Annotated in this window: 25 protein-coding genes; 8 read left to right on the forward strand and 17 right to left on the reverse strand. The window is 72.9% G+C overall.

The features are described 5' to 3' along the window. Positions 1-87: 87 nt before the first annotated feature. Positions 88-1,203 (reverse strand): allantoicase, encoded by a 1,116-nt coding sequence (gene alc, locus AB0K65_RS07225; protein WP_365714735.1) that lies wholly within the window; start codon positions 1,201-1,203, stop codon positions 88-90. 1 nt (position 1,204) lies between these two features. Continuing rightward, a complete protein-coding gene (gene allB / locus AB0K65_RS07230) occupies positions 1,205-2,539 on the reverse strand; it encodes an allantoinase AllB (RefSeq protein WP_365714736.1) in 1,335 nt (444 codons plus the stop codon). 336 nt (positions 2,540-2,875) lie between these two features. Here allB and AB0K65_RS07235 point away from each other — a divergent pair, with 336 nt between their 5' ends. Further along, a complete protein-coding gene (locus AB0K65_RS07235) occupies positions 2,876-3,691 on the forward strand; it encodes an IclR family transcriptional regulator (protein WP_365714737.1) in 816 nt (271 codons plus the stop codon). Positions 3,692-3,724: 33 nt separating this feature from the next. Here the strand turns inward: AB0K65_RS07235 and AB0K65_RS07240 are convergent, their stop codons facing one another. Together AB0K65_RS07240 and AB0K65_RS07245 are read right to left on the reverse strand one after the other, a co-directional pair. Next, positions 3,725-4,408: an ABC transporter ATP-binding protein gene (locus AB0K65_RS07240; protein ID WP_365714738.1), complete on the reverse strand. Its 684-nt coding sequence runs from the start codon at positions 4,406-4,408 to the stop codon at positions 3,725-3,727. After that, complete coding sequence (locus AB0K65_RS07245; protein WP_365714739.1) at positions 4,405-5,490, reverse strand: ABC transporter permease; 1,086 nt, start codon at positions 5,488-5,490, stop codon at positions 4,405-4,407. The genes AB0K65_RS07240 and AB0K65_RS07245 overlap by 4 nt, the downstream gene beginning before the upstream one ends. A 112-nt stretch (positions 5,491-5,602) precedes the next feature. Here AB0K65_RS07245 and AB0K65_RS07250 point away from each other — a divergent pair, with 112 nt between their 5' ends. Then, complete coding sequence (locus AB0K65_RS07250; RefSeq protein ID WP_365714740.1) at positions 5,603-6,769, forward strand: sensor histidine kinase; 1,167 nt, start codon at positions 5,603-5,605, stop codon at positions 6,767-6,769. Further along, entirely contained in the window at positions 6,766-7,392 is a 627-nt protein-coding gene (locus AB0K65_RS07255; RefSeq protein ID WP_365714741.1) for a response regulator transcription factor, read from the forward strand. The genes AB0K65_RS07250 and AB0K65_RS07255 overlap by 4 nt, the downstream gene beginning before the upstream one ends. Before the next feature lie 418 nt (positions 7,393-7,810). Here AB0K65_RS07255 and AB0K65_RS07260 read toward each other — a convergent pair whose 3' ends face one another. Further along, positions 7,811-9,175, reverse strand: a complete 1,365-nt coding sequence (locus AB0K65_RS07260) for a pyridoxal-dependent decarboxylase (protein ID WP_365714742.1) — start codon at positions 9,173-9,175, stop codon at positions 7,811-7,813. A 126-nt stretch (positions 9,176-9,301) separates the two neighbouring features. Next, positions 9,302-9,625 carry a DUF5955 family protein gene (locus AB0K65_RS07265; RefSeq protein WP_365714743.1) on the reverse strand — a complete coding sequence of 108 codons (324 nt, stop codon included), beginning with the start codon at positions 9,623-9,625 and terminating at the stop codon, positions 9,302-9,304. 175 nt (positions 9,626-9,800) lie between these two features. Between AB0K65_RS07265 and AB0K65_RS07270 the strand changes: the two genes are divergently transcribed. The 3 genes from AB0K65_RS07270 to AB0K65_RS07280 all read left to right on the forward strand — a co-directional run bounded on the left by AB0K65_RS07270 (position 9,801) and on the right by AB0K65_RS07280 (position 13,730). Beyond that, entirely contained in the window at positions 9,801-10,436 is a 636-nt protein-coding gene (locus tag AB0K65_RS07270) for a nucleotidyltransferase family protein (protein WP_365714744.1), read from the forward strand. Between the two features lie 224 nt (positions 10,437-10,660). Further along, a complete protein-coding gene (gene aceB / locus AB0K65_RS07275; protein WP_365714745.1) occupies positions 10,661-12,292 on the forward strand; it encodes a malate synthase A in 1,632 nt (543 codons plus the stop codon). A gap of 283 nt (positions 12,293-12,575) precedes the next feature. Beyond that, positions 12,576-13,730 carry a GDSL-type esterase/lipase family protein gene (locus AB0K65_RS07280; RefSeq protein WP_365714746.1) on the forward strand — a complete coding sequence of 385 codons (1,155 nt, stop codon included), beginning with the start codon at positions 12,576-12,578 and terminating at the stop codon, positions 13,728-13,730. Positions 13,731-13,769: 39 nt separating this feature from the next. Here AB0K65_RS07280 and AB0K65_RS07285 read toward each other — a convergent pair whose 3' ends face one another. Both AB0K65_RS07285 and AB0K65_RS07290 read right to left on the reverse strand, forming a co-directional pair. Further along, positions 13,770-15,620, reverse strand: a complete 1,851-nt coding sequence (locus AB0K65_RS07285) for a hypothetical protein (protein ID WP_365714747.1) — start codon at positions 15,618-15,620, stop codon at positions 13,770-13,772. 54 nt (positions 15,621-15,674) lie between these two features. Beyond that, positions 15,675-16,751, reverse strand: a complete 1,077-nt coding sequence (locus AB0K65_RS07290) for a fibronectin type III domain-containing protein (protein WP_365714748.1) — start codon at positions 16,749-16,751, stop codon at positions 15,675-15,677. Positions 16,752-16,868: 117 nt separating this feature from the next. On the opposite strand from AB0K65_RS07290, the gene AB0K65_RS07295 reads away from it, so the two are divergent. Further along, on the forward strand, positions 16,869-17,447 hold the full coding sequence (locus AB0K65_RS07295; protein ID WP_365714749.1) for a hypothetical protein: 579 nt from the start codon (positions 16,869-16,871) through the stop codon (positions 17,445-17,447). A gap of 29 nt (positions 17,448-17,476) precedes the next feature. Beyond that, positions 17,477-18,079 carry a TIGR03086 family metal-binding protein gene (locus AB0K65_RS07300; protein ID WP_365714750.1) on the forward strand — a complete coding sequence of 201 codons (603 nt, stop codon included), beginning with the start codon at positions 17,477-17,479 and terminating at the stop codon, positions 18,077-18,079. Between the two features lie 128 nt (positions 18,080-18,207). Here AB0K65_RS07300 and AB0K65_RS07305 read toward each other — a convergent pair whose 3' ends face one another. The 9 genes from AB0K65_RS07305 to AB0K65_RS07345 form a co-directional block, all read right to left on the reverse strand. Beyond that, entirely contained in the window at positions 18,208-18,855 is a 648-nt protein-coding gene (locus tag AB0K65_RS07305; protein WP_365714751.1) for an aspartate/glutamate racemase family protein, read from the reverse strand. 68 nt (positions 18,856-18,923) lie between these two features. Further along, positions 18,924-20,273 carry a nucleobase:cation symporter-2 family protein gene (locus AB0K65_RS07310; protein WP_365714820.1) on the reverse strand — a complete coding sequence of 450 codons (1,350 nt, stop codon included), beginning with the start codon at positions 20,271-20,273 and terminating at the stop codon, positions 18,924-18,926. A 402-nt stretch (positions 20,274-20,675) separates the two neighbouring features. Further along, on the reverse strand, positions 20,676-22,064 hold the full coding sequence (locus AB0K65_RS07315; protein ID WP_365714752.1) for an 8-oxoguanine deaminase: 1,389 nt from the start codon (positions 22,062-22,064) through the stop codon (positions 20,676-20,678). Between the two features lie 73 nt (positions 22,065-22,137). Beyond that, positions 22,138-23,562 (reverse strand): nucleobase:cation symporter-2 family protein, encoded by a 1,425-nt coding sequence (locus AB0K65_RS07320; RefSeq protein WP_365714753.1) that lies wholly within the window; start codon positions 23,560-23,562, stop codon positions 22,138-22,140. Positions 23,563-23,633: 71 nt separating this feature from the next. After that, the gene (gene pucL / locus AB0K65_RS07325; protein ID WP_365714754.1) at positions 23,634-24,557 is read right to left on the reverse strand and encodes a factor-independent urate hydroxylase; all 924 of its coding nucleotides are present in this window, start codon (positions 24,555-24,557) and stop codon (positions 23,634-23,636) included. A gap of 5 nt (positions 24,558-24,562) precedes the next feature. Further along, entirely contained in the window at positions 24,563-24,952 is a 390-nt protein-coding gene (gene uraH / locus AB0K65_RS07330) for a hydroxyisourate hydrolase (protein WP_365714755.1), read from the reverse strand. Further along, entirely contained in the window at positions 24,949-25,464 is a 516-nt protein-coding gene (gene uraD, locus AB0K65_RS07335; RefSeq protein WP_365714756.1) for a 2-oxo-4-hydroxy-4-carboxy-5-ureidoimidazoline decarboxylase, read from the reverse strand. The genes uraH and uraD overlap by 4 nt, the downstream gene beginning before the upstream one ends. Before the next feature lie 155 nt (positions 25,465-25,619). Continuing rightward, positions 25,620-25,958 carry a helix-turn-helix domain-containing protein gene (locus AB0K65_RS07340; protein ID WP_365714821.1) on the reverse strand — a complete coding sequence of 113 codons (339 nt, stop codon included), beginning with the start codon at positions 25,956-25,958 and terminating at the stop codon, positions 25,620-25,622. Between the two features lie 44 nt (positions 25,959-26,002). After that, entirely contained in the window at positions 26,003-26,254 is a 252-nt protein-coding gene (locus tag AB0K65_RS07345) for a hypothetical protein (protein ID WP_365714822.1), read from the reverse strand. Between the last annotated feature and the right edge of the window lie 148 nt (positions 26,255-26,402).

Below are 26,402 nucleotides of genomic sequence, written 5' to 3' on the forward strand. Positions count from 1 at the left end.
CGAGCCCCCAAAGGAAGAAGGCGGGAATGGCGAGGGCGCACCGGTGCTGTCGGGCCGGTGCGCCCTCGCATGCCGGGCGGGGTGTCGTTACCCGCCCAGTTCCTGGTGGCGGGCCGTCAGGCGCGCCGAGCCCGCTTCGGTGAGGGAGCCGAAGAGGCGGAGGCGGGAGATGCCGCCGTCGGGGTAGATGTCGATCCGGACGCGGGAGCCGACCGCCGGGGTGTCGAGCACGAAGCGGTGGTTGGTGTCCGGCTGGAGGCGGGTCCGGGGCAGGATCTCGGTCCAGTCCTCGGAGCCTTCGGCGGCGACGGAGAGGGCGGCCCAGCCCGCGCTGTTGCCCTTGAGGTACGCCGTGTCGATCTCGAGCGCGCGGATCTCGGACTCGGCGACCAGCTGGTAGCGGATCCAGTCGTTGCCCTTGTCGCGGCGGCGGCGCGTCTCCCAGCCGTCGTCCATCTTGTGCGAGCGGCCGGGCTGGATGGTGTTGGTCGCCGGGGAGTAGAAGCGGTCCGAGGCGTCCTCGACCTGTCCGCCGTTCTCCAGCGCGGCGAGGTCGAAGGTGCCGAGGACGCCGAGCCACGCCGGGTCCGGGGCCACCTCGCCGTACACGCGGAGGCGTGCGATGCCGCCGTCGGGGTGCTGGTTGACGCGCAGGTGGGTGAAGCGCTGTTCGATGTCGACGGGGAAGCCGTTGGCGGCGTGGCCGCCGATCGCGGTGCGCGGGACGAGGGTCGTCCACTTCACGTCGTCGGCGAGGAGGTCCTCGGGGGAGGGCGAGCCGGGGAGGGAGGTCGCCTCGACCGAGACGGCCTGCGGGTAGTTGCCGCGGAAGTGCGCGGTGTCGACGACGATGCCGCGGATGACGCCGGGGGCGCCGAGGCGGACCAGCGCCCAGTCGTGGTCGTCCTCGGTGGGGTGGGGCTGCCCGGCGGAGACGCCGCGGCGGCGGCGGGTCTCCCAGCCGTCCATGATCTTGCCCTTGTGGCCGAAGTGCTCGGGGTCGAACTCCGCGGCCTGCGGCTTGAGCATGTTCTCGCGCTCGGCGAAGAACTCGTCGTTGGCGGCGATGACGCCGGCGCCGAGGCGGCGGTCGGCGAGGTCCGCGTACTGCGTGAAGGGGAAGTCCGCGGTGCGGTAGTCCGCGTACGGGTCACCGCCGCCGTAGGGGCTGGCGTCACCGGTGAAGCTCGGTATGGCGGACACGTCAGTTGTTCCTTTCGAGGAGGCGGCCGGAGGGCTCGGCGAGGGTGCCGCGGTCGGCGATGCGCTCGCCCCGCAGCCAGGTGGAGGTGACGACACCGTGCAGGGTCCTGCCCGCGTAGGCGGTGACCCGGTTGCGGTGCTGGAGTTCGGCGGGGTCGACGGTGAAGGTCGCCTCGGGGTCGAGGACCGCGAAGTCGGCGTCGCGCCCGGCCTCGATGGCGCCCTTGCGGTCCAGGCCTGCGAGGCGGGCGGGTCCGGTGGACATCCAGCGGACGATGTCGGTGAGGTCGTGGCCGCGGCGCCGGGCCTCGGTCCAGACGGCCGGCAGGCCGAGCTGGAGGGAGGAGATGCCGCCCCAGGCGGAGGCGAAGTCGGGGGTCTTCAGGTCCGCGGTGGAGGGCGAGTGGTCGGAGACGATGCAGTCGATCGTCCCGTCGGCCAGTCCGTCCCAGAGGGCGTCCTGGTTGGACGCCTCGCGGATGGGCGGGCAGCACTTGAACTCGGTGGCGCCGTCCGGCACCTCCTCGGCGGTGAGGGTGAGGAAGTGGGGGCAGGACTCGACCGTGATCTTGACGCCTTCGGCCTTGGCGGCGGCGATCATCGGCAGCGCGTCCGAGGACGACAGGTGGAGCACGTGGACCCGGGCGTTCAGGCGGCGGGCCTGGTTGATGAGGTTCTCGATGGCGGTGTTCTCGGCGTCGCGCGGCCGGGAGGCCAGGAAGTCGGCGTACTTCCCTCCGGTGCGCTGCGGGGCCGCGGCCAGGTGGTGCGGGTCCTCCGCGTGCACGATCATCAGGCCGTCGAAGCCGGCGATCTCGGCGAGCGAGGAGGCCAGTTGTTCCTGGTCGAGCTCGGGGAACTCGTCGACGCCGGACGGTGACAGGAAGCATTTGAAGCCGAAGACTCCGGCGTCGTGGAGGGGCCGCAGGTCCTTGACGTTGTCGGGCAGCGCGCCGCCCCAGAAGCCGACGTCGATGTGCGCCTTGGCGCGGGCGACCTCCTGCTTGATCCGCAGGTGTTCGACGGTGGTGGTGGGCGGCAGCGAGTTGAGCGGCATGTCGAGCAGGGTGGTGATGCCGCCGGCGGCGGCGGCGCGGGTGGCCGTCCAGAAGCCCTCCCACTCGGTGCGGCCGGGGTCGTTCACGTGCACGTGGGTGTCGACGAGGCCGGGGAGCACGACGTCGTCGCCGACGTCCTCCAGCCGGGCGCCGGCCGGAACCTCCGCGTCGTACGGCAGCACCGCGGCGATGGTCCCGCCGGAGACGGCGATCGACGCGGGGCGCGTTCCCTCGGGGGTGATGACCCTTGTCGAGCGCAGTACCAGGTTGACGTCCACCCGTACCCCTTCTTCTTCCACCCAGCAGAAAATTCAACGAACTGTTGAAGGAGTCTTCACTCAGGACGACATGTCGTCAAGGGCACACTTTCAGCATGCCCCCGACGGAACCCCCGGAGCGTGGTCCACTTGGACGTTTCCATGAAGTGGAAGGAAAATTTCGTACAGTAGAACGTAGCTCCCCACATGGAGGGCGGACCCGGCCGCCGATCGGCGCCCGCCGACACCGGACAAACACCCCCCTGACCGGCTGGTACGCCGCCACCGGGGCCGTGTGTCCGACGGGGCGGCCCGGTAGGCTGCTGCCTTGCCCGCCTGCCTCGAAAGGACCTTGACGTGCCGACGTCCAGCGCCAGCACCACCGACGCCGCCAAGCCCGCCGCCGCCGGCGGTGGCGTCCAGTCCCTTGAGCGAGCCTTCGACCTCCTGGAGCGGATGGCCGACGCCGGCGGCGAGGTCGGGCTCAGCGAGCTGTCGGCAAGCAGCGGACTGCCGCTGCCCACCATCCACCGGCTGATGCGCACCCTCGTGGCCTGCGGGTACGTACGCCAGCAGCCCAACCGCCGGTACGCGCTCGGGCCCCGGCTCATCCGGCTCGGCGAGTCCGCCGCACGGCTCCTCGGCACCTGGGCGCGCCCCTACCTGGCGCGGCTCGTCGAGGAGACGGGTGAGACGGCGAACATGGCGCTGCTCGACGGCGACGAGATCGTCTACGTCGCGCAGGTCCCCTCCAAGCACTCGATGCGCATGTTCACCGAGGTGGGCCGGCGGGTGCTGCCGCACTCCACGGGCGTGGGCAAGGCGCTGCTGGCCTACACCCCGGCGGACGAGGTCCGCGCGCTGCTGGCCCGTACGGGCATGCCGGCCGCGACCGAGAAGACGATCACCACGCCCGAGGGATTCCTCGACGCGCTCGCGCTGGTCCGCGACGCGGGGTACGCGGTCGACGACAACGAGCAGGAGATAGGGGTCCGCTGCCTCGCCGTGTCGGTCCCCGACTCCCCCACGGCGGCCGCCATCTCGATCTCGGGGCCGGCGGGCCGGGTGACGGAGGCGGCGACGGAGAAGATCGTGCCGATCCTCCAGGAGGTCGCCAGGGAACTCTCCACGGCCCTCGCCAACACGGCGGGCAACGGCGGGGCGCAGGGGTAGGGCCCCGCCCCGCCTCCCCGGACCCGGAAGCCGTCAGACGCCCGCCGTCCGCTCCGTCACGCGGCCGTCGTGCACCTGGACGGTCATCTCCACGCCGGCCACGTGCGCCCTGTCGTGGGTCACCAGGACCGTCGCCGTCCTCCGCTCCCGCGTCAGCGACGCGAGCAGCTCCACCACCGCCGCCCCCCGCTCGTGGTCGAGGGCGCTGGTGGGTTCGTCGACCAGGAGCACGGACGGCTCGTTCATCAGGGCGCGGGCGATGTTGACGCGCTGCCGCTGGCCGCCGGAGAGCTGGTGCGGGCGGCGGGCCGCCAGGTCCGCGAGGCCGACCGCGTCGAGAAGGCCCATGGCCCTGGCCCGTACCGCCTTCGGCCTGACGCCCGAGAGGTGGGCCATCACCTGGAGCTGCTCCACCGCCGACAGCGACGGCAGCAGGTTCGGCTGCTGGAAGACGATCCCGATCCGCTCGCGCCGCAGGGCGGCCTTGCCCGCCCGGTCCAGCGTCCCGGTGTCCGTACCGGCCACGATCACCCGCCCCCGGTCCGGCGTCACCAGCGTCGCCGCCACCGCGAGGAGGCTCGACTTGCCGGAGCCGGAGGGGCCGACGACGGCGGCGAGGCACCCGGCGGGCACCTCGAGCCGGACCGAGTCGAGTGCGGTGAGCCGGCCGTCGCCGTCCGGGTAGGTCAGGGTCACATCGTCGAGCAGCAGGGTCATCGCGCGCTCCCGAGGGCGGTCAGGGGGTCGACGGCGGTGATCCGCCGGATGGACAGGGCCGCGCCGAGGACACCGAGGACGATCATCACGGCGGCGGGGCCGAGCACCGTCGGCGGTTCCAGGACGAAGGGCACGTCCCCGCCGCTCACCAGCGCGCCGACGGCGACCGCGAGGCCGGTGCCGACGAGGGTCCCGGCGGTGAGCATCAGCACCGCCTGGCCGAGCGCGTCCCTCAGCAGATAGGGGGTGGAGGCGCCCAGCGCCTTGAGGACGGCGACGTCCCCGCTGCGCTGGATCGTCCAGACGGTGAAGAAGGCTCCTATGACGAGCGCGGAGATGACGAAGAGGAAGCCGCGCATCAGCTGTAGCGAGCCGTTCTCCGCCTGGTAGGACCCTATGGCGGTGAGCGCCTCGGTGATCGTCCGCGAGGAGGTGCCGGCCGCCTCATCCCCGGCGGCCGGGTCCGCCCCCTCGGTCGTCGTGAGCGCGATGACGGTGGCCTCCTTCCCGGCGGTGGTGCCGGTGTGGCCCAGCTTCTGCCAGTCGTCGAGCGAGGCCCAGACGACGGGGGTGTGGCTGTACGAGGCGTCCCCGGCGACCGCCTCGACGCGTGCCTCCAGCGGCCCGATCCGTACGGTGTCCCCGGCCGCGACCCCCAGGTCGGCCGCGGCGGAGCGGGAGAGGACGGTCCTGCCGGGCCCCAGCCGTCCACTCTCCGGGGCGAGGCCCGCCGCCGGTTCCGTACCGAACGCCGAGACGGCGGCCGTACGGTCCCCGGCGGCTGCGTTGACGGTGCGGATGCCGAGCGGCCGGGCGCTCGTCACGCCGGGGCGCTCGGACCAGGCGCGCCACTGGCCCTCCGTCACCGTGGAGCCGGTGAAGGAGACCGGCCGGCCGGAGGGCGGCGCGGCGAAGGCCAGCCGGTCCGCGGGCAGACCGGTGATCGCCGAGATGTTCTCGCGGGCGAGTCCGGCGGTCAGCCCGGAGAGCAGTCCGACGAGCAGGGTGATCAGCACGATCACGGTGCCCATCAGGGTGAATCGCCCTTTGGCGAAACGCAGGTCTTTCCATGCCACGAACATGGGACCAAGCCTGCTCGGCCGCCGCGGGGGCGGGCATCGCGCCACGGATGGCTCCGCCGTCAAACTTTCGGTTGAGTCCGGATCGCCGGCACCGGCCTACGCTGGACGGGTCATGGATCCACGTGCCCTCACCCCCGCCCTGCGCGCGCTGCGCCTCTGTCTCCACCTCCTGACGGCGGGCCTGCTCGCGCTGGCGGCCATCCGGTCGGCCTCCGCGGCGGGTGTGGCCGCCTCGGCGCTCACGGCGGCGGTCTACGCCGCCGGTTCCCTGCTGCCGTCGGTGCGCCGTTCGCAGCGGGCGGCCGCGGTGTGGCTCGGGGTGCTCGGCGCCTCCTGGCTGGCGCTGCTGTGGCTGACGCCGGAGGGCCTGTGGGTGGCGTTCCCGCTCTACTTCCTCCAGCTGCATCTGCTGCCCGCACGCTGGTCGCTGCCGTCGGTCGCGCTGACGGCGGGCGCGGCGATCCTGTCGTACGTACGCCAGGGCGCCCCGCCCACCCCGGGCGTCTTCATCGGGCCGCTGCTCGGCGCGGCGGTCGCGGTGGCGACGGTGTTCGGCTACCAGGCTCTGTACCGGGAGAGCGAACGGCGGCGGCGGATGGTGGAGGAGCTGGTCGCGACGCGGGCGGAGCTGGCGGCGGCCGAGCGCCACGCCGGGACGCTCGCGGAGCGCGAGCGGCTCGCGCGGGAGATCCACGACACCCTCGCGCAGGGGCTCTCCTCGATCCAGCTGCTGCTGCGGGCTGCCGAGAGGGGGCTGCCCGAGCGTTCGCCCGCGGCGGGGCACATCGAGCGGGCCCGGCAGGCGGCGCAGGACAACCTGGCGGAGGTCCGGCGGTTCGTGCGGGCGCTGTCGCCGCCGGACCTGGAGCACGGTTCGCTCGCGGCGGCACTGGAGCGCTTGTGCGAGCCGGGGCCGGGGGTCGGGGTGCGGGCCCGGTTCACGGTGAGCGGGGCGGCGGTGGAGCTGCCGACGCCGTACGAGGTGGCGCTGCTGCGGATCGCCCAGTCCGCCTTGGCCAACACGGTCCGGCACGCGGGGGCGGAGCGCGCGGAGATCACCCTGTCGTTCATGGGCGCCTCGGTGACGCTGGACGTGGTCGACGACGGCCGGGGCTTCGATCCGGCGGCGCCGTCGCCGTCCGGGGAGGGCGGGTTCGGACTGCCGGCGATGCGGGCGCGGGCCCGTTCGCTCGGCGGCACGTTCACGGTCGAGTCCGCGCCCGGCCAGGGCACGGCCGTCGCCGTCTCCCTCCCGCTTCCCGTGGGGGTGCCTGCATGACGGTCCGTCTTCTGCTCGCCGACGATCATCCGGTCGTACGGGCGGGGCTGCGCGCGGTCCTGGACACCGAGCCGGACTTCGCCGTGGTCGGCGAGGCGGCCACGGCCGAGCGGGCGGTGGAGCTGGCCGCGGCGGGGGGCGTGGACGTGGTGCTGATGGATCTCCAGTTCGGCGCGGGGATGCACGGGTCGGAGGCGACGGCGGCGATCACGGCGGTGGCGGGCGGGCCGCGGGTCCTGGTGCTGACCACGTACGACACGGACGCCGACATCCTGGCCGCGGTCGAGGCGGGAGCCTGCGGCTATCTGCTGAAGGACGCTCCACCGGAGGAACTGGCGGCGGCGGTCCGCACGGCCGCGGCGGGCCAGTCGGCCCTCGCGCCCGCGGTCGCGCACCGCCTGATGGATCGGATGCGGACGCCGTCGGAGGCGCTGACGAGACGGGAGCTGGAGGTGCTGCAACTGGTGGGCGAGGGCCTGTCGAACCAGCAGATCAGCAAGCGGCTGTTCCTGAGCCAGGCGACGGTGAAGTCCCATCTGGTGCACGTCTTCGCCAAACTGGGCGTGGACTCCCGCACGGCGGCGGTGGCGACGGCGACGGCACGACGGCTGATCAGGCGCTGAGGGCCGCCGGGCCGCGGCCCGGCGGCGGTGACGCGCCTCGCCGGCGGCGGTGGCGGGGTGTGCGGCGCGGCCCCGGCGGGGTGCCGGGGCCCATACACCGCGCCCGGGGCCGGGGGGCGACTGCGGCCCGCCGGCCGGCGGTGCGTCCTGGGGGCTCGCCGGACCCCACGGGGCCGCCGGCCCCCTTGCGGGCGGCCCCGGTACCTCCGGGCGGCCCGGAGACGGCAGCCCTCCATCCGCCCCCACGAACTCACGCCGCGCAGGCGCGGCGGATCGCGCCGGCCCGGAAGCTCGGGACCGCGTTTCTCCAGACGCCCCCGCTGGCTGACGCCACGCAGGCGCGGCGGATCGCGCCGGCCCGGCACCACCCGGCGGCCCGGAAGCTCACGGACCGGAGCCCTCCCGACGCCCCACGAACTCACGCCGCGCAGGCGCGGTGGATCGCGTCGAGGGCGCGGGTGACGTCGTCGTCGGTCGTGGACCAGTTGCTGACCGAGATGCGCATCACCCGTCGGCCGTGCCAGGTGGAGCCGCTGATCCAGGTCGTGCCGTCGGCGAGCAGGCGGGCGAGGACGCGGTCCGTGCGCGCGTCGCCGCCGAAGTCCGCGCAGACCTGGGTGAAGACCACGTCGTTGAGGACGGTGGCGCCGTCGATCTCGGCGATCCCGGTGGCGAACGCCGACGCGTGGCGGCACAACCGCTCGACGAGGTCGGCGACGCCCGACCGGCCGAAGGACCGCAGGGCCGCCCACACGGGGAAGGCCCGGCCGCGCCGGGACAGCTCCGGCACCTTGTCGATGGGGTCGCCGAGCGCGTCGTGGATGAGGTAGGCGCCGTGCAGGCCCATCGCCGCCCGGAGCGCGGTGGGGTCGCGCACGATCGCGAGGCCGCAGTCGTAGGGGACGTTCAGGGTCTTGTGCGCGTCGGTCGCCCAGGAGTCGGCGTTCTCGCAGCCCGCCGTCAGCCCGGCGTACCGCGGGGAGGCCGCAGCCCAGAGGCCGAAGGCGCCGTCGACGTGGACCCACGCGTCCGCCTCGCGGGCGGCGTGGATCGCCTCCGGGAAGGGGTCGAATGCGCCGGAGTGGATGTCCCCGGCCTGGAGGATCACCAGGGTGGGGCGCCGTGGCCCGGCCGCGAGGGTGCGCCGCAGCGCCTCGGGCCGGATGCGCCCCTGATCGTCCGCCTCCACCAGTTCGGGCCGGCCGAGCCCCAGGTAGCGCAGCGCCAGGTCGATGGCCATGTGGCGGTCCCGGCCGGCGACGACGCGTACGCCCGGCCCGCCCACGAGACCTTCCCGGTCGACGTCCCGGCCGACGCGCCGCAGGAGTTCGTCGCGCCCGGCGGCGAGGCAGGTGAAGTTCGCCATCGTGGCGCCCGTGGTGAAGCCGACGGAGCTGCCGCCGGGGAGCTGGAGCAGATCGAGCAGCCAGGCGCCGGCGATCTCCTCCGCCGCCGCGTACGCCGGGGTGACGGCGCGCATCACGCAGTTCTGGTCCCACGCGCTGACCAGCCAGTCCGCGGCCAGCGCGGCCGGTTCACCGCCGCCGACCACGAAGCCGTAGAAGCGGCCGCCGGGAAACGCGGTGAGTCCCGGTTCACAGGCCGTGGCCAGGAGGTCGACCACGTCGGCGGGCCGGCTGGGGCCGTCGGGCAGCGCGGGCCCGAGCGCGCGCACGATCTCGTCGACCGAGGCGCGGGCGGGGACCGGGCGGTCGGCCAGGCCGGCCAGCCAGCTCACGGCGTGGTCGTACGCCTGCCGGAGCGCCCTCTCGCGCGCGTCCATACCTCGGACTATGGGACAGCCACCGCCGGCCCGCAAGCGGCGGCTCCGCGCGGGCCCGCCGCTCACCGGGGCGGACACGTCAGCTCGGGCCGGACCCCGCGGCGACGCCCGGCCCGTCCCGACGCGTCAGCGTACGTCCCGCGGCGGCTCGCCGAACATCTCCACGGCCTTGCGCACTCCGGCGAGGCCGTTCGCGAGGGCGCTGACGGAGCCGATCGAGCCGGCGATGAGCAGCAGGGAACGGCGCAGGCGGCGCACCTCGGGGACGCCTCCCGCCGCCATGGCGTCCAGGGCGGCCAGTTCGTCCTCGGCGATGCCCCGGTCGGCGAACTCGACCCGGTGGCCCGCCAGTTCACGACGAAGCCGCGAGACGGCGGCACGCAGCTCCGCCACCCTCGGGTCCTCGTCGCTGCCTGTCGTCACACGCCTCTGCCCCACGCTACGCAACAAGTTCTCCCCCTCGCACGACTCTGTGCGCCGATCTCCAGGCTCCGGACCGGCCGTCGAACGAGGGTCAGGCGCCGTGGGTCGCGGGCAAGTTAACGCCATCGCGCGCCCGGCGCGCCACTCCGTGGACGTAATTCAGGCTTCCGTGTCCCTCGGGGGCATGAGGTATGCAGTCACCATGACACATGCGACGTATCCCCCTTCGCCCTCCGCCCCCTCGCCCCCGGTGGTGGCCGGGCTGCTGCTCGCCGCGGGCGGCGGGCGGCGGCTCGGCGGCCGGCCCAAGGCGCTGCTGTCCCACCGCGGCCGCCCGCTGGTCGAACACGCGGTGCGGGTGCTGCGCGAGGGCGGCTGCGAGGTGGTCCACGTGGTGCTGGGCGCCTCGGCCGACGCCGTACGGGAGCGGGCCCGGCTCCCCGGGTGTGTGCTGGTCGACAACCCGGAGTGGGCCGAGGGCATGGGGTCGTCGTTGCGGGCGGGGCTCGCGTCGCTCGCGGCGCAGGCACTGCCCGTGGACGGGGCGCTGGTCTCGCTGGTGGACCAGCCGGGGATCGGGGCCGAGGCGGTGGCGCGGGTGCGGGCGGCCTACCGCTCCCGGGACGCCCTCGTCGCGGCCTCGTACGCGGGGAAGCGCGGCCATCCGGTGCTCTTCGGCGCGGACCGGTGGGCGGAGATCGCGGCGGGCGCGACCGGCGACCAGGGGGCGCGCCACTATCTGCGGGTGCACCGGGATGCGATCACGCTGGTGGACTGTTCGGATGTGGCCGAGCCCTACGACATCGACACGGAGGCGGACCTGGCCCACCTGGAGTGAAGGGGATGGCACTGAGCGCCACGTTGTGTCGATCCGGAGAATCTCGACATCGACACACCTTGAACTTCCACTATGAGGAAACTAATATCCACTGTTCAGAAGCGCCTGATACCTCTGACGGCGCTCGTGGCCGTATCTCGGCGCCTGCGGCACTCCGTGCCGACCGTGACGCCCGGCGGCCGCAAGGCACCGCTCGTGAAGCCCGCTGAAGGAAGTGACAGTTCATGTCCGCACCAGCGCCGTCCACTCTGGCCGTCGTCGAAGCCGCGCCCCTGCCGAGGCAGGAGGAGGTGCTCACCGACGCGGCCCTCGCCTTCGTGGCGGAGCTGCACCGGCGGTTCACCCCGCGCCGGGACGAGCTCCTCTCCCGCCGGGCGGAGCGCCGCGCCGAGATCGCCCGCACCTCCACGCTCGACTTCCTCCCGGAGACCGCGGCCGTCCGCGCCGACGAGTCCTGGAGGGTCGCGCCTGCCCCGGCGGCCCTGAACGACCGCCGTGTCGAGATCACCGGCCCGACCGACCGCAAGATGACGATCAACGCGCTGAACTCCGGCGCGAAGGTGTGGCTCGCCGACTTCGAGGACGCCTCGGCCCCGACCTGGGAGAACGTCGTCCTCGGTCAGGTCAACCTGATCGACGCGTACACCCGGAACATCGACTTCACGGACCCGAGGTCGGGCAAGTCGTACGCCCTCAAGCCCGCCGGCGAGCTGGCCACGGTGGTCATGCGGCCGCGCGGCTGGCACTTGGAGGAGCGTCACCTGACCGTCGAGGGCCGCCCGGTCCCGGGCGCGCTGGTCGACTTCGGCCTGTACTTCTTCCACAACGCCCAACGGCTGATCGACCTCGGCAAGGGCCCGTACTTCTACCTGCCGAAGACGGAGTCGCACCTGGAGGCCCGCCTCTGGAACGACATCTTCGTCTTCGCCCAGGACTACGTGGGCATCCCGCAGGGCACCGTGCGCGCCACCGTCCTGATCGAGACGATCACGGCCGCGTACGAGATGGAGGAGATCCTCTACGAGCTCCGGGACCACGCCGCGGGCCTGAACGCCGGCCGCTGGGACTATCTCTTCTCCATCGTGAAGAACTTCCGTGACGGCGGCAGCAAGTTCGTCCTGCCGGACCGCAACGCGGTCACGATGACGGCCCCGTTCATGCGCGCCTACACCGAACTCCTCGTCCGCACCTGCCACAAGCGCGGCGCGCACGCGATCGGCGGCATGGCGGCCTTCATCCCCTCGCGGCGCGACGCCGAGGTCAACAAGGTCGCCTTCGAGAAGGTCAAGGCGGACAAGGACCGGGAGGCCGGCGACGGCTTCGACGGCTCCTGGGTCGCCCATCCGGACCTGGTCCCGATCGCCATGGCCTCCTTCGACGCGGTCCTCGGCGACAAGCCGAACCAGAAGGACCGCCTCCGCGAGGACGTCTCCGTGGCCCCCGGCGACCTGATCGCCATCGACTCGCTGGACGCCAGGCCCACCTACGACGGCCTGCGCAACGCCGTCCAGGTCGGCATCCGCTACATCGAGGCGTGGCTGCGCGGCCTCGGCGCCGTCGCCATCTTCAACCTCATGGAGGACGCGGCGACCGCCGAGATCTCGCGCTCGCAGATCTGGCAGTGGATCAACGCGGGTGTCGTCTTCGAGCACGACGGGAAGACCCTGACGGCCACTCCCGAGCTGGCCCGCGAGGTGGCGGCGCGGGAACTGGCCGCGATCCGCGAGGAGATCGGCGAGGAGGCCTTCGCGGCCGGCAAGTGGCAGCAGGCCCACGACCTGCTGCTGCACGTCTCCCTCGACGCCGACTACGCCGACTTCCTGACCCTGCCGGCGTACGAGCAGCTGGCCGGCTGAACGGCCGCGGCTGACCCGTGATCGGCTGGCCGGCTGACCGCACAGCGGCCGAACAGCCCCCTCGGACAGGCTCCGTCCCCGGTGTACGCACAGCACCGGGGGCGGAGCCTTTCCCGTCCCCGCTCCCTGGTCCCCCATTTCGCTCCCGTGCGTTTCACAGGCCACGTGACGCAACCGAGACGCGACGCTACCTAGCGGTAACAAGCCACGGCGTGCGAAATTCCGCATGCCACCGGCCGGCGGCTGTCCCCACTCCTCTGCACCGACGCAGGAGCACACCGCCATGCCCAGCACCCCCCATCGCGTTGTCCGAGGTCTCCTCTCCCTCTCGCTGGCCGTCGCCGCCCTCTCCGTCACCGGCGCCTCCCCCGCCGCGGCCGGTCCCGGCTCCGGGCCCACCGCCGTCGTCTCCATGGGCGACAGCTACATCTCCGGCGAGGCGGGACGATGGCAGGGCAACAGCCTCACCACCAGCGGCAGCCGCAGCGGCACCGACCGCGCGTGGACCGGAAGTACGTACGACCCGAGCCGGGTCTACGGCTCCACGGCGGCCAACGGCTGCCACCGCTCGGACTCGGCCGAGGTCCGCGCCGCCGCCGGCATCGCCTCGGCACTGATCAACATCGCCTGCTCCGGCGCCACCACCCGGAACGTCTTCCGGGCCGCGAACGGCGGCCTGCCGTACAAGGGCGAGGCTCCCCAGGCCGACCAGCTCGCCGCCATCGCCGCCTCGCACGACGTCGACACGATCGTGCTGTCCATCGGCGGAAACGACCTGGGCTTCGCCGACATCGTCACCAAGTGCGCGACGGACTACATCGTCTGGTACTCGTACTGCCACGACGACCAGCAGGAGGTCGTCGACGCCAGGATCGGCGGGGTGATGGCGAACGTCGCCACGTCGGTGGACGAGATCCGCGCGGTGATGACGGCCGCCGGCTACGCCTCGACCGACTACCGGATCATCCTTCAGTCGTACCCCTCCCCCATCCCGCGCGCCGCGGACAACCGCTACGCGGAGAGCGGCTGGAGCCGTACGAACACGGGCGGCTGCCCGTTCTGGAACCGGGACTCCGACTGGGCGCGGGACTCGCTCGTCCCCCAGCTCGCGGACCGCCTCAAGGCCGTGGCCGCCGCCAAGGGCGCGCAGTTCATGGATCTGCGCGACGTCCTCCAGGGCCGCGAGGTGTGCGCCAAGGCCAGCAAGCAGGTCAGCGCCACCGCGCCGGCGTCGGCCGCCACCAGTGAGTGGGCCCGCTGGATCGACCAGAACCAGACCCAGGGGCCGATTCAGGAGAACATGCACCCCAACGCCTACGGCCAGGCCGCGCTCGGCCGCTGCCTCGCACTGGTCCACGCCAGACCGACCGGCGACTTCAGCTGCCGCAACACGGCGGGTACGGGCGCCTCGGGGATGTACCTGACACCCGCCTCCTGACGCCCGCCGCTCCGGGCCCGCCTGCCGGCGCCCGCCCGCTCAGCGGGGACGGCGGCGGCCGCGGCGGCGCGCCCGGCCCTTCCTCGGTGCCGGGACGTCGATCCCGAGCGCGGGCAGGACCCGGTCGGCCCGGTGCGGATCGGCCGCCGCCATCTCCCGTACGAGGGCGGGGGCACCGCCCGGCCAGTCCGCGGCGGCGGCGTCGAGGAGCGTGCGCGCCTCCGCTCCGCGCAGCCGGTCCAGGAGCAGGACGGCCTGGGCGGAGCGGGGAACGCGCGCCTCGTCGGCGGGCTCGCCCCGGGCGTGCAGCACCTCGTACGCGTAGGCGCCCATCGCCGGGTCCGCGAGCGCCTCGCGCAGGGCCTCGGCGGGCATGGCCCCGGTGTCCAGGAAGCCGAAGAGGGCGCGGGTGTCGGCCGCCTCCCAGGTCCCGGCGTTGACGGTGCCGAAGGCCGCAAGCAGCTCGGACCAGGCCTCGGCACCGTCCCCGCGCGCGTGGAGCCAGTCGGCCAGCACGCGCGCGGCGGCGGAGGCGGACCAGCCCTCGGCGGCGGCGACGACGGCGGGGGCGTCCCAGGCCGCGACCTCGGCGGCGCCGGGGGCGGCGACGCGGCCGACCCGCAGGAGGTAGCGGACCACCTCGATGCCCTCCGGGGTGAGGCCGAAGGCGTCGCCGGTGCGGAAGACCATGCCGGTCTCCGCGAGCCGGTCGACGGTCCCCGCCATGGCCCGAGCCGGGGCTTCGAGGCGGCCGCGGTCGGCCTCGGTGACCGAGACGGCGGTGCCGCACAGCCGGGACAGCTCCTCCGCCGAGGGGACCTCGTAGGTCTCGGGGGCCTCCGCGGGCACCAGGACCGGGGCGTCCTCCTGGCGCGGGTCGACCGGCCAGTCCTCGAACTCGGCGGCCCTGCGGGCGACGGACTCGGCGCAGGAGCCGCGCTGGTAGAGGGCGTAGAGCAGGTGCGCCGCCTCGCCGTCGAACAGGCCGCCGTCCTCGCCCTTCATCTCGTCGACGGCCGCGGCCAGCCGGTCCGCCGCGGCCTCCACGGACCGCTGGGGGTCGTGGGCCTCCACGGGCGGGGGCGGCAGCGGGGTCCAGGAGTCGCCGTAGTAGTCGAGGTGTTCGTCCACGAGGGTGTCGGCGAGGGCGAGGTGCGGGAAGGCGTCGGGGCCGGGGGCCAGATGGGCGTACGGGCCCGCGAGGGCTTCGGCGAGCCCTTCGGCGGTCCAGCGGTCGACCAGGAGCCCCGCGACCCGGCTCACGCCGTGGGACACGTCCGCGTCCGGCAGCAGCGGCCCGGCGGGCGACGGTGTCTCCGCGTCGCGCACGTACGCTCCGGTGAGCACGTCGGCGAGCACCATGTCGGCGAGGACGCTCCGGTTCATCAGGTCGGCGCGGTGCAGCCCGTCCGGGGGCGTCACGCCCTGGTGGGCGGCGAGCCAGGCGTGTACGGCCCCGGCGTCGGCGGGGTCCGTGCCGTCGGCCCGCAGCAGGGAGGCGTACCAGCGCTGCCAGGTGAGGTTGCCCGGGTCGTTCATCGCCCGTTCGAAGTCGGGCACCGTCTCGTCGATCGCCGCCAGGATCCGCGCCTGGCGCTTGCCGTTGAGCCGGCCCGCGCGCCGGACGCGCTCGGTGAGGGCGGCGAGCACGGCGGGGTAGGCCGTGAGCTCCTCGGGCAGCGCGTACACGAACGCCGGCACGTCCTCCACGAGCAGGTGCCGTACGAGCCCCACGGTCGGCTCGGGCAGCCCGGTCCGCCGGTCCGCCCCTCTCAGCGACAGCAGACCCAGCACGGCGTCGGCGGCGCGGGCGTACGCGGGGCTACGGGACTCCGGGGTTCCGTCGAGGAACGCGTCGAGCCCGGTGTTGGTGAGCACGGTGCCAGCCACCTTTCCCAGGGTAGTTCCGGCGGGGGCCGGACGCCGACGCGCGGGACGGCGCCGTCATGGGACGACAACGGTCCGCTGGGCGGAGAAGTCACCCCAGGTGCCGTCGGGGAGCTTGGCGCGGAGTTTGACGCTGAAGCGGGTGCCCGGGGGGTCGGGGACGGTGAAGGTGTAGGTGGCGCGGCCGGGGGGCGGTGCGGCGCCCCAGACGATGGTGGTGGCGAACTTCCCGTTCAGGTGGAGCTCGTGGGACGTGACCGGGGCGCCGGTCGCGGGCGGGGTCCAGGTGAGGGTGATCGAACCCTTGGCGGCCGTCGCCCTGAGGCCGGTGGGGGCCGTGCTCGCCGCGGCGCCCGCGGCCGGGGCGGTGGTCAGGTCGGCGGGGGCGCCGTCCGGTGAGGAGTTCTCGGCGGCGTCGCGGGCGCGGACGGTGAAGGAGTAGATCGTGCCGGGGCGCAGGCCGGTGATCCGGGCGGTGGTGGCGGTGCCAGGGACGGTGTGGACGCGGGAGTCGGCCTGATAGACGTCGTACGCCGTGACGCGGGTGTCGTCCCGGGACGGTTTCCAGGTCAGGGTGGCCGCGCGGGCTCCGTCGGGGGTGGCGCGCAGGTCCCGGGGGGTGGTCGGGGGCGTGCGGTCCTCGGCCGTCGCCGCGAGGGTGGTGGCCGGGACGACGGCGCTGTGCGGCGAGCGGTTCCCGGCGGCGTCGCGGGCGCGGACGGTGAAGGTGTAGACGGTGGCGGGGGTGAGACCGAGGACGTCGGTCATGAGGGTGGTGGCGGGCAGGTCCCTGACCTTGCGGCCTTGCTGGTAGACCTCGTAGCCGGTGACGCCTCGGTCGTCGGTGGCCGCGCTCCACATGACGTGGACGGTGCGGGCGCTGCCGGAGGCGGCGGTCACGCCGGTGGGGGCGGTGGGGCCGGTGGTGTCCGCCGGAGGGCCGGCCTGGCAGGCGGCGAGAGTGAGTGCGGCGGCCAGTACGGCAGCGGCGCGCAGACCCCTGGCGGACGGGGCCGGGATGCGCGGCGCCCTGGCGAACGGGGCCGGGATGCGCGACGCCCGGGTGCGCGGAGCTGGGGTGAACCGGGCTGTGGCGGGCGGGCGTTGCACGGGAATGCCTCCGTCCGTCGACATGGTCCAGACCTTTATGGCATCCGACCGGGCGGCACGGCAAGAGGGCGGCGGAGGGTCGTTGTCAGTGGGGTGCGCTTCACTGGATTCGTCACTCTCCGTGACGACAGAGGGGGGATCATGACGGATCGTACGACTTATCTGACGCTCGAAGGACTGCGGGAGCGCGGCTGGACCGACGCGATGGTGGGCGATCTGCTCGGCGCGCCCGACGTACAGGGGCGCGACCCACGCCGCTGGTCGCTCACGCCGGTGCGGCTCTACCGCCTGGCGCGGGTCGAGGCGGTGGAGCGCACACCGGAGTTCGGCCGGTGCGCCGCCTCGGCCGGCCGCTCCTCGGCGGCGGCGGAGGCGGGGGCGGAGGGCCGCCGCCGGGCGGTGCTGGCGGCCATCCGGGCGCAGCCCATCGAGGTGCCGCGCCTCCCGTCGGCGGAGCTGGAGCGCCGGGCGGTCCGGCACCGCCACCTGCTCGGGGCGCGCGGCCCCGGCGAGGCGGCGGCCGGGGCGCTGGTCCGATGGCAGGTGAGCTATCTGCGCCACGCCCTGTCGCGGTACGACACGCTGCTCGACGGCCTGTACGGCGCGACGGGGCGGGCCGAGGCCGAACGCCTGCTGCGGCTGCGCGTGTACGAGGCGATCGCGGCGGCCTACCCCGCCCTGGCGCGCGAGTGCCGGCGGCGGATCGGGGCGGAGCGATGATTTCCTGCGCCCCGGTCGGTCTGCCCTGCATGGACAAGTCGACGCACATCGATCTGGGAGCGGCCGCGGCGCGCGTGGCGCGGCTGGCGGAGCACATCGACGACCGGCAGCTCGGGGATCCGACGCCGTGTCCGCAGTACGCCGTACGGGAGGTGCTCGCCCATGTCGCCTCGCTGAGCGTGGCCTTCCGAGACGCGGCCCGCAAGGACTTCGGGGCGGCGACCGGCACCCCGCCCGGCTCGGTGCGGCCCGTCCTGCGGGACGGCTGGCGCACCGAGCTGCCCCAGGCGCTGGAGGAGCTGGTGGCGGCCTGGCGCGAGCCGGGCGCGTGGGAGGGGGACACGCAGGCGGGTGGCGTCGCACTGCCGGCCGCGGTCATGGGCCGGGTCGCCCTCGACGAGCTGCTGATCCATGGGTGGGACCTGGCGCGCGCGACGGGTCAGGCGTACGAACCGGACGCGGAGGAACTGGCCGTGTCGGAGGCCCTGCTGACTCCCGAGGAGGGCGCCTCCCCCGAGGACGGCTTCTTCGGCCCGGTCGTCCCGGTCCCGCCGGACGCGCCCCTCCTCGACCGTGTGATCGGCCTGAGCGGCCGCCACCCGGACTGGCGACCCGAGGAGGGAGGGGCTTAGGGAGTGTCCGCAAACGGCGTCCGTCCTTCTAACGGATGGCGGTGCCTTCACCACACGCCCCAGGTGGACGTTCCGGGCCCCGCCCTGTCGCAAGACCCCGGGGGGCCCGAGTGCGCGGACAGCGGCCGTCAGCGCGCGAGCAGTCGCGTCACCCGGCGGCAGGCCGCCGGGATCGGGGCGATCAGGGGGATGTCGAAGCGGGGACGCAGGGCCTCCGCCGCGTCGCCGAGCGGGCCGCCGCCGATGACGACGGCGCGGGCGCCGTCGTGCGCGACGCACTCCCGGACCGCCCCCGCCAGGCTCTCACGGAGCGCCGTCGGGTCGGCCGACAGGGCCTCGGGGTCGCCGTCGGTCAGGCGCAGGCCGGTGAAGAGGCCGGCGAGCCCGAGCCGGCCGACGCCGTCCGCGAGGGGGCCGGCCAGGAGCGGGGTCGTCGTCGCGATGCCGAAGCGGGTGGCGGCGGCGGAGGCCTCCCGCAGGGACGCCTCGCCGATGCCCACGACCGGGACCTCCCCCGCCACGGCACGCAGGCCCTCCAGTCCCGGGTCGCCGAAGGCGGCCACGATCAGGGCCGCGCAGTCCCCGGCGGCCAGGGCGCGGCGGCCGGCCTCGACGACCTCGGGGGCGGCGGCCCGCAGGTGGGACGGGTCGGTGAGCATCCGCGGGCCGCGCCGCACCGTCACACCGTGGACGGGGAGCAGGGGCCCGAGCGTCCGCCGGGCGATCGCGGTCATCATCTCCGTCGTCGCGGTGCGGGTGTTGGGGTTGACGAGCACGACCGAGCGCGCGCGGCCGGCCCCCGCGTCGCACGCGGGGGCCGGCTCGTCGGACGGCGGGTGGGCGCTCAGTGGACGTGCGCCGCCTTGGTCGTACGGACCTCGGAGATCTCCTCGCCCGGCTCCATGGGAGCGGTGACGGTGTCGTCGTCCCGGTGCGTGCCCAGGTGGTTGAAGACCAGGTTCAGCAGGACGGCCGCGACACAGCCGGTCGAGATGCCCGAGTCCAGGATGATCTTCGCGGTCTCCGGGAAGGCGTGGTAGAACTCCGGCTCGGTGATCGGGATGATGCCGACGGCCAGCGAGACCGCCACGATCAGCACGTTGTTGTCCTTCTCCAGGCCGGCCTTGACCAGGGTCTGGATGCCGCTCGCGGCGACCGAGCCGAAGAGGACGACCCCCGCGCCGCCGAGGACCGGCCGCGGGACGACCGAGATCAGCGAGGCCATCACCGGCGACAGACCCATCAGGACCAGGAATCCGCCGCCGCAGGCGACCACGAACCGGCTGCGGATCCTCGTCATGGCGACGAGCCCGATGTTCTGGGCGAACGCGCTGCACATGAAGCCGTTGAACAGCGGGCTGAGCGCCGAGCCGAGGGTGTCGGCGCGCAGTCCGGCCGCGATGGTCTTCTCGTCGGCCGGCCGGTCGACGATCTCGCCGAGCGCCAGCATGTCGGCGGTCGACTCGGTCATGGACACGAGCATGACGACGCACATCGAGATGATCGCCGCGAGCGCGAACTGCGGGGCGCCGAAGTGGAACGGCGTCGGGAAGCCGACGATGTCCGCCTCCGTCACGGGGCTGAAGTCCGTGACCCCGAAGGGGATCGCTATCAGGGTCCCGATGACCAGACCGACGAGGACCGCGATCTGCTTCAGGAAGCCGCGGGTGAAGCGGCGCAGCACCAGGACCACCGCGAGCGTGAGCCCGGCGAGGGTGAGGTAGGTCGTGGAGCCGTAGTCCTTCGCCCCTGGATTGGGCCCTTGCGCCCAGCCGAACGCGACCGGGAGCAGCGAGACACCGATGAGGGTGATCACGGTGCCGGTGACGACGGGCGGGAAGAAGCGGACCAGTTTGGAGAAGTACGGGGCGGCGACGAAGCCGAGGACTCCGGCGACGATGATCGCGCCGAAGATGAGCGGCAGCGCGTCGGCCTTGTCGTCGGTCGTGTCGACGATCGCGAGCATCGGGGCGACACCGGCGAAGGTGACGCCGTTGACGAACGGCAGCCGGGCGCCGATCTTCCAGACGCCGAGTGTCTGGAGGAAGGTCGCGAGGCCGGCGGTGAAGAGGCTGGCTCCGGTGAGGAAGGTCAGTTCGGTGCCGGACAGTCCGACAGCCGCTCCGACGATCAGAGGCGGGGCCACCACGCCCGCGTACATGGCGGCCACATGCTGCAGACCGCTGGTGAACATCTTCAGGGGCGGCAGAGTCTCGTCGACCGGATGCTTGATCCGGTCTTCGGTGTCGGCGCCTGCGTCTTGTGCATCATTGCGAAACCTGGGCTTGGCGGCCACGGCGGTTCCTCCGGTCGGGTACACGTCGGCGGTGACGCGGGTGTCAGGGAGGTGGTGCAAGGTGGTGCAGTCGTGCGGGAAGGCGCCTCACGAAGTGCGGCTCATGAGGACAGGTGCTCGCGTCGGCCTGGGGGCGCCGCGCTCGGTGTGTCCGGGGAGGAGTGGACACGATGCGACCGTCCGGGGGGTGCCGTACCTCTTTTCGTACGGGCACCCCCCGTCCGGCCGGCCACGGACCCCGCTCGGGTCCATGGCGACCGACCGAGGGCCGTCCCCCTCGGTCGGACTCCTTGGGGAGGGTCAGGCCTGAGCCGTGATGCGGGCCAGGCGCTGCGCCTCCGCGCGCGCGTCGCGGGCGATGGACTCCTCGTCCGCGAACAGCAGGCGGTTGTTCTCGACGATCTGCTTGCCGTTGACGAACGAGGCGGTCACCGGCGCGGCAGCGCCGAAGACGATCGCGGTCACCGGGTCGGCGATCGAGGAGTGGCCCAGGCCGTCGATCTTCCACAGGACGAAGTCGGCGAGCTTGCCGGCCTCCAGCGAACCGATCGAGTCGGCCCGGCCGAGGACCTGGGCTCCGCCGTACGTACCGAGGCGGAGGGCCTGGCGGGCGTTGAGCGCGGCCTCGCGGTGGGCGCCGAGGCGGTTGACGAGGAGCGCGTTGCGCAGTTCGGTGTGCAGCTCGCCCGACTCGTTGGAGGCGGTGCCGTCGACGCCCAGACCGACCGGGACGCCGGCCTTGAGCATGTCGGGCACGCGGGCGATGCCGGCGGCCAGGCGCGCGTTGGAGGAGGGGCAGTGCGCGACACCGGTCTTCGTACGGGCGAAGGCCTCGATGTCGGAGTCGTTCATGTGGACGCAGTGGGCCATCCACACGTCCTCGCCGAGGAAGCCGGTCGACTCGAAGTAGTCGGTCGGGCCCATGCCGAACAGCTCGTGGCAGAACTTCTCCTCCTCCACGGTCTCCGAGCCGTGGGTGTGCATGCGCACACCGAGGCGGCGGGCCAGTTCGGCGCCCTGCTTGAGCAGCTGGGTGGAGATCGAGAACGGCGAGCAGGGAGCGACGGCGACCTGGGTCATCGAGTCGAAGGAGGCGTCGTGGAACTTCCGCACCGTCTCCTCGGTCGCGGCGAGCGCGCCCTCGGTCGTCTCGACGGCGAAGTCCGGGGGCAGGAAGCCGTCCTTCTCGCTCATGTCCATGGAGCCTCGGGCGAGGGTGAAGCGCACCCCCATGTCGGAGGCGGCGCCGATGATGGCGCCCGACAGGTCGCCGGAGTTCTTCGGGTAGACGTAGTGGTGGTCCATGGCGGTGGTGACACCGCCACGGGCCATCATCGCCAGCGAGCCCTGGGCGGCGACGCGCACCATCGACTCGTCGATGCGCGACCAGGTCGGGTAGAGCGCGACCAGCCAGTTGAAGAGGTTGTGGTCGGTGGCCAGGCCCCGGGTGATCCACTGGTAGAAGTGGTGGTGCGTGTTGATCAGACCGGGCGTCACCAGATGTCCGGTGGCGTCGATCCTGCGGACCACGTTCTCCAGGCCCTCCGGCGCCTTGCCGGCGCCGATGGACTCGATCTTGTTGTCGGCGACGACGAGATGGCCGGTGGCGTACTCGGTGTCGTTGGCGTCTACGGTCGCGATCGCACAGTTCTCGATGACGATGCGCTGGGCTGCCGAAGGTGCTGCCATGGCGGTGGTTCCTTCATTCCTCTGGGTTGAGTCCCACCACGACGAAGTCGTAGGGGGCGGGCACGGCAGGACCCTAGGAGGATTTGAGTGCCGGGGCCGTGTGACGGCTCCGGGTGCCGAGATGGTGGAAGAACAGGTTGAGCGTGACCGCGACGAGCGCGCCGGCGCTGATGCCCGAGCCGAGCACGGTCTGCGCCCAGGCCGGGAAGTCGGCGTAGAAGGTGGGGGCGGCGAGCGGGATGATGCCCGCCCCGAGGGCGACGGCCACCAGGATGATGTTGGAGCTGTCGTCGAGGCCCGCTTCGGACAGGGTACGGATGCCGGAGACGGCGATCGAGCCGAAGAGGACGATGCCGGCGCCGCCGAGGACGGGCATCGGGACCATGGAGACGACCGCGCCGAGGACGGGGAAGGCGCCGAGGACGAGCAGGGCGCCGCCGGCGGCCGCGACGACGTAGCGCGAGCGGACCCGGGTCAGCGAGACGACGCCGACGTTCTGGGCGAAGGCTGAGGTGGGGAAGCCGCCGAAGACGGGCCCGAGCAGGGTGGCGATGCCGTCGGTCCGCAGGCCCCGGGTGATCGTCCCGCCGTCGCTCCTGCGCTCGCAGATCTCGCCGAGGGCGAGCATGCCGGCGCTGGACTCGGTCATGAGGACCAGCATCACGATGCACAGGGAGAGGATCGCGGCCGGCTGGAACTCGGGGGCGCCGAAGGCGAACGGGGCCGGCAGCGCGGCGACGGGCGCCTCCCGCAGGGCGGTGAAGTCGGCCAGGCCGAAGGGGATCGCGGCGAGCGTTCCGATGAACAGGCCGAGCAGCAGGGCGATCTGCTTGACGAAGCCCTTGCCGAAGCGCTGGAAGAGCAGGATCACCACGAGGGTGAAGGCGGCCAGCGCGAGGTACCTGGGGGCGCCGAAGTCGGCGGCCTCCGCGTTGCCTCCCTGGGCCCAGCCCACCGGTACGGGCATCAGGGTGACCCCGATGAGGGTGATGACGACGCCGGTGACCAGCGGGGGGAAGAAGCGGAGCAGGCGGCCGAAGAAGGGGCCGACGGCGAGGCAGAACACTCCGGCGACCATCACCGCGCCGTAGATGGCGGGGAGCTGGTGGCCGGGAGCGCTGGTCTCGGCGATGGCCAGCATCGGCGCGATGCCGGCGGAGGAGGCGGCGTTGACGAACGGGAGCCGGTTTCCGGCGAAGCGTCCGAAGCCGACGGTCTGCAGGATGGTGGCGCAGCCCGCGATGAGCAGGCTCGCCGCGATGAGCCGGGTCATTCCGGCGGCGTCCAGGACGACCGCCTGGCCGATGATGAGCGGAGGGGTGACGACACCCGCGTACATGGCGGCGATGTGCTGGAGCGCTGCGGGGACGAGCCGCGAGGCGGAGAGCTTTTCGTCCACCGGGTGGACGGCCGCCGGCGGGACGGCGGTCGTCACGTCGTCCGGCGGGGTGGAACACGGGCCTTCGGCTGATACCGGCCCCGATGCAGGCTGTGCCATGGAGGTTCCCTCCGGTCTGGTGGCGGCCCCCGCCCGACTGCGGACGGGCGGGGGCGGCCACGCAGTGCCGCTTAGAGGTTGGTCATGTCGACCGGGATGTGCGCCGTGGCTCCGTCACGCAGCACGGTGGCCTCGATGAGGCCGTACATGCGGTCGGCGGCGTAGTAGACCTCGTTGTCGTTCTTGAGCCCGAAGGGCTCCAGGTCCACCAGGAAGTGGTGCTTGTTCGGGAGCGAGAAGCGGACCTCGTCGATCTCCGAACGGTGGTTGATGATGCGCGAGGCCATCTGGTACAGCGTCTGCTGGAGCGAGAGGGAGTACGTCTCGGCGAAGGCCTGGAGCATGTGCTTCTTCGTCTCGGCGTACGACTTCTCCCAGTTGGGCATCCGCTGCTCGTCGTCGCTCCAGTTGAAGCGCCACCGGCCGGACACCTGCGTGGCCAGGATGCGGTCGTACGCCTCCTGGAGCGTCGTGTACTTGTCCTTGATGTAGCCCCAGAACTCCGAGTTGGTGGAGTTCATCACGACGAGGTCCTTGAGGCCGGAGATGACCTCCCACTGCCGGCCGTCGTACGTGATCTGGGTGACCCGGGTCTCCTGGCCCTTGCGGACGAAGGAGTGGTTCACCTCGTCGGAGCCGATGAACTTGGAGTTGGCGTCCGAGGTCGCGATGCGCTCCCAGGAGTACTCCTCGATCCGGATCCGGGCCCGGTGGATCGGCTCCTGGCTGGTCACGAAGTGACGCGCCAGGTGGATGCCGAACTGCTCGGCCGACTCGATCCCGTACTCCTTGGCGAAGGCGAATACGGTGTTCTTGGTCGTGTCGGTGGGCAGGCAGTGGGCGTTGGAGCCCGAGAGGTGGACGTCGTCGAGGTCGCCGGAGAGGGCGACGGAGACGTTCAGGTCCTTGATGTGGTGGGTGTCGCCGTCCCGCGTGATCTTGACGACGCGGTTCTCTGCTTTGCCGTACTGGTTCTGGCCGAGAATCGTGGGCATGTCTGCTAGCTCCCTCGGTAAACGGAGTAGCCGAACGGGTTGAGCAGCAGCGGTACGTGGTAGTGCTCGCCCGGCTTGACGGCGAACGTGATCGCCACCTCCGGGAAGAACGCACCGCTGTCCCTTACGCGGGGGGCGTCCTGCTGCGCCTCGGCTTGCTTCTTGGAGAAGTACGCCTCGGTCTCGAAGTCGAGACGTACATGGGTCGTTCCCTCCGGCAGCGCCGGCAGGTCCTTGCAACGCCCGTCCGCGTCGGTGGCCGAGCCGCCGAGCGTGACCCACTGCGCGTCGAAGCCGCCGCGGGCCGCGAGCGTGATGGCCACGCCCTCGGCGGGACGGCCGAGACTGGTGTCCAGGATGTGGGTGGACACCGAGGCGGTGGTGTCGGTGCTCATGCGGCGCTCTCTTCCTCTACGAGACGGGTCAGGCGGATACGGTTGATCTTGCCCAGTTCGGCGCGGACGATCTCCCGCTCCTCCTCGGGCGCATGCTCGATCCGCTCGCGGACCGCGTCGCGCATCTGCTCTCCGGTCTTCCCGGTGGCGCAGATGAGGAAGACATGGCCGAACCTCTCCTGGTAGGCCAGGTTGAGTTCGAGCATCTCCGCCTTGAGCTCCTCGGAGGCCCCGGACATCCCGCTCTGTTCGCGGGAGGAGGTCGGGTCCCCGGCCTTCGGACGACCGATCGGCGGGTGGCCCGCCATCGCCTCAACCAGATCCTCGGCGGTCAGCTCGGCCATGGCGGCGTCGCTGGCGAGGAAGAGGGCTTCGACGGTGGCGTACGGGCGCTGGGCGACGAGCTTGCTCCCCCACGCCGAGCTGGAGCACACCTCGTGGAGCGCGGCGACAGCGTCGCTGTCCGCCGAGGTGTTGAACCGGGCGAGGCCCGGAGTCGTACCTGAAGTCACGGGAAGCCTCCGTGGCTGTTTTTCGCTGTGCGTCGGACGGGCTGCGGATAGCTAACGCCCTGGCGCAACACCACGTCAACACTTTGTTGAAAACTCGGCCACACAAAAGCCGCCGTCCCGACATCCGGACGGCGGCCGGCGGTCACCTCTGGGAGCTAGTCGGTCTTCGCGGCCTTTTCCCTGCTCAGGGCGGTCTCCCGGTTCAGGTAGTTGTACACGGTGAAGCGGCTGACACCCAGCGCGCCGGCCACCGTCTCCACTCCGTGTCGCACGGAGAAGGCACCGCGTGCCTCCAGCATCCGGACGGCCTCCTGCTTGGCCTTGCGGTCCAGCTCGGCGAGGGGCATCCCGTGCCGCCGTTCCATCGCGGCCAGGATGTGGTCGAGGGAGTCGGACAGCTGCGGCAGGCGTACGGCGAGCACGTCCTCGCCTTCCCAGGCGAGGACCACGTCGTCGGGCTCGGCCTGCTCGGGGACCAGGAGCTCGGCGCCCATGGCGTCGACGAGCGGCTTCACCGCGGCGACCAAGGGGTGTTCGGTCACTTCTCGTCCTCCCCGATGACGTTGACCTGGAGGGAGACACGGGTCGCACCGGCCGCCAGGGATCGGCGCAGCAGCGCGTCGACGGCGGTCAGCACGCGGTCGGCGGCGCCTTCCGCCGTGTTGCCGAACGGGCCGACGTCCACCGCGTCCAGTTCGGCCGTCTGGATCACCTCACGCGCCACGACCGCGTGAGCCGGTGCCTCGTCGAGGTCGAACGGCTCGGTCGTGAACTCCACTTTCAAACGCACCATGGCCCCACGCTACTGGGCGCGGGCCGCGCCCGGGAGGTCAGGCCGGGGGGAGCCGCGGGCGCCGGGTCCCGGGCCGGGCGACCGGCGCGGGGCCGGGTGCGGGCGGGGGTGGGCCGGGGGTGCCCCTTGACACCCCCGCGCCCCT

The sequence above is a fragment of the Streptomyces sp. NPDC053755 genome, from assembly GCF_040677675.1.
In the GTDB taxonomy this organism is placed as follows: domain Bacteria; phylum Actinomycetota; class Actinomycetes; order Streptomycetales; family Streptomycetaceae; genus Streptomyces.

Bases quoted from the DNA above. Each gene is read 5' to 3' on its own strand.
- AB0K65_RS07300 (WP_365714750.1), top strand. From the start codon at position 17,477: ATGGACAAGTCGACGCACATCGATCTGGGAGCGGCCGCGGCGCGCGTG.
- AB0K65_RS07270 (WP_365714744.1), top strand. From the start codon at position 9,801: ATGACACATGCGACGTATCCCCCTTCGCCCTCCGCCCCCTCGCCCCCG.
- AB0K65_RS07260 (WP_365714742.1), bottom strand. From the start codon at position 9,175: ATGGACGCGCGCGAGAGGGCGCTCCGGCAGGCGTACGACCACGCCGTG.
- AB0K65_RS07320 (WP_365714753.1), bottom strand. From the start codon at position 23,562: ATGGCACAGCCTGCATCGGGGCCGGTATCAGCCGAAGGCCCGTGTTCC.
- AB0K65_RS07255 (WP_365714741.1), top strand. From the start codon at position 6,766: ATGACGGTCCGTCTTCTGCTCGCCGACGATCATCCGGTCGTACGGGCG.
- AB0K65_RS07290 (WP_365714748.1), bottom strand. From the start codon at position 16,751: ATGTCGACGGACGGAGGCATTCCCGTGCAACGCCCGCCCGCCACAGCC.
- AB0K65_RS07245 (WP_365714739.1), bottom strand. From the start codon at position 5,490: ATGTTCGTGGCATGGAAAGACCTGCGTTTCGCCAAAGGGCGATTCACC.
- AB0K65_RS07340 (WP_365714821.1), bottom strand. From the start codon at position 25,958: ATGGGCGCCGAGCTCCTGGTCCCCGAGCAGGCCGAGCCCGACGACGTG.
- AB0K65_RS07280 (WP_365714746.1), top strand. From the start codon at position 12,576: ATGCCCAGCACCCCCCATCGCGTTGTCCGAGGTCTCCTCTCCCTCTCG.
- AB0K65_RS07250 (WP_365714740.1), top strand. From the start codon at position 5,603: ATGGATCCACGTGCCCTCACCCCCGCCCTGCGCGCGCTGCGCCTCTGT.
- aceB (WP_365714745.1), top strand. From the start codon at position 10,661: ATGTCCGCACCAGCGCCGTCCACTCTGGCCGTCGTCGAAGCCGCGCCC.
- AB0K65_RS07315 (WP_365714752.1), bottom strand. From the start codon at position 22,064: ATGGCAGCACCTTCGGCAGCCCAGCGCATCGTCATCGAGAACTGTGCG.
- uraH (WP_365714755.1), bottom strand. From the start codon at position 24,952: ATGAGCACCGACACCACCGCCTCGGTGTCCACCCACATCCTGGACACC.
- AB0K65_RS07240 (WP_365714738.1), bottom strand. From the start codon at position 4,408: ATGACCCTGCTGCTCGACGATGTGACCCTGACCTACCCGGACGGCGAC.
- pucL (WP_365714754.1), bottom strand. From the start codon at position 24,557: ATGCCCACGATTCTCGGCCAGAACCAGTACGGCAAAGCAGAGAACCGC.
- AB0K65_RS07295 (WP_365714749.1), top strand. From the start codon at position 16,869: ATGACGGATCGTACGACTTATCTGACGCTCGAAGGACTGCGGGAGCGC.
- AB0K65_RS07310 (WP_365714820.1), bottom strand. From the start codon at position 20,273: ATGTTCACCAGCGGTCTGCAGCATGTGGCCGCCATGTACGCGGGCGTG.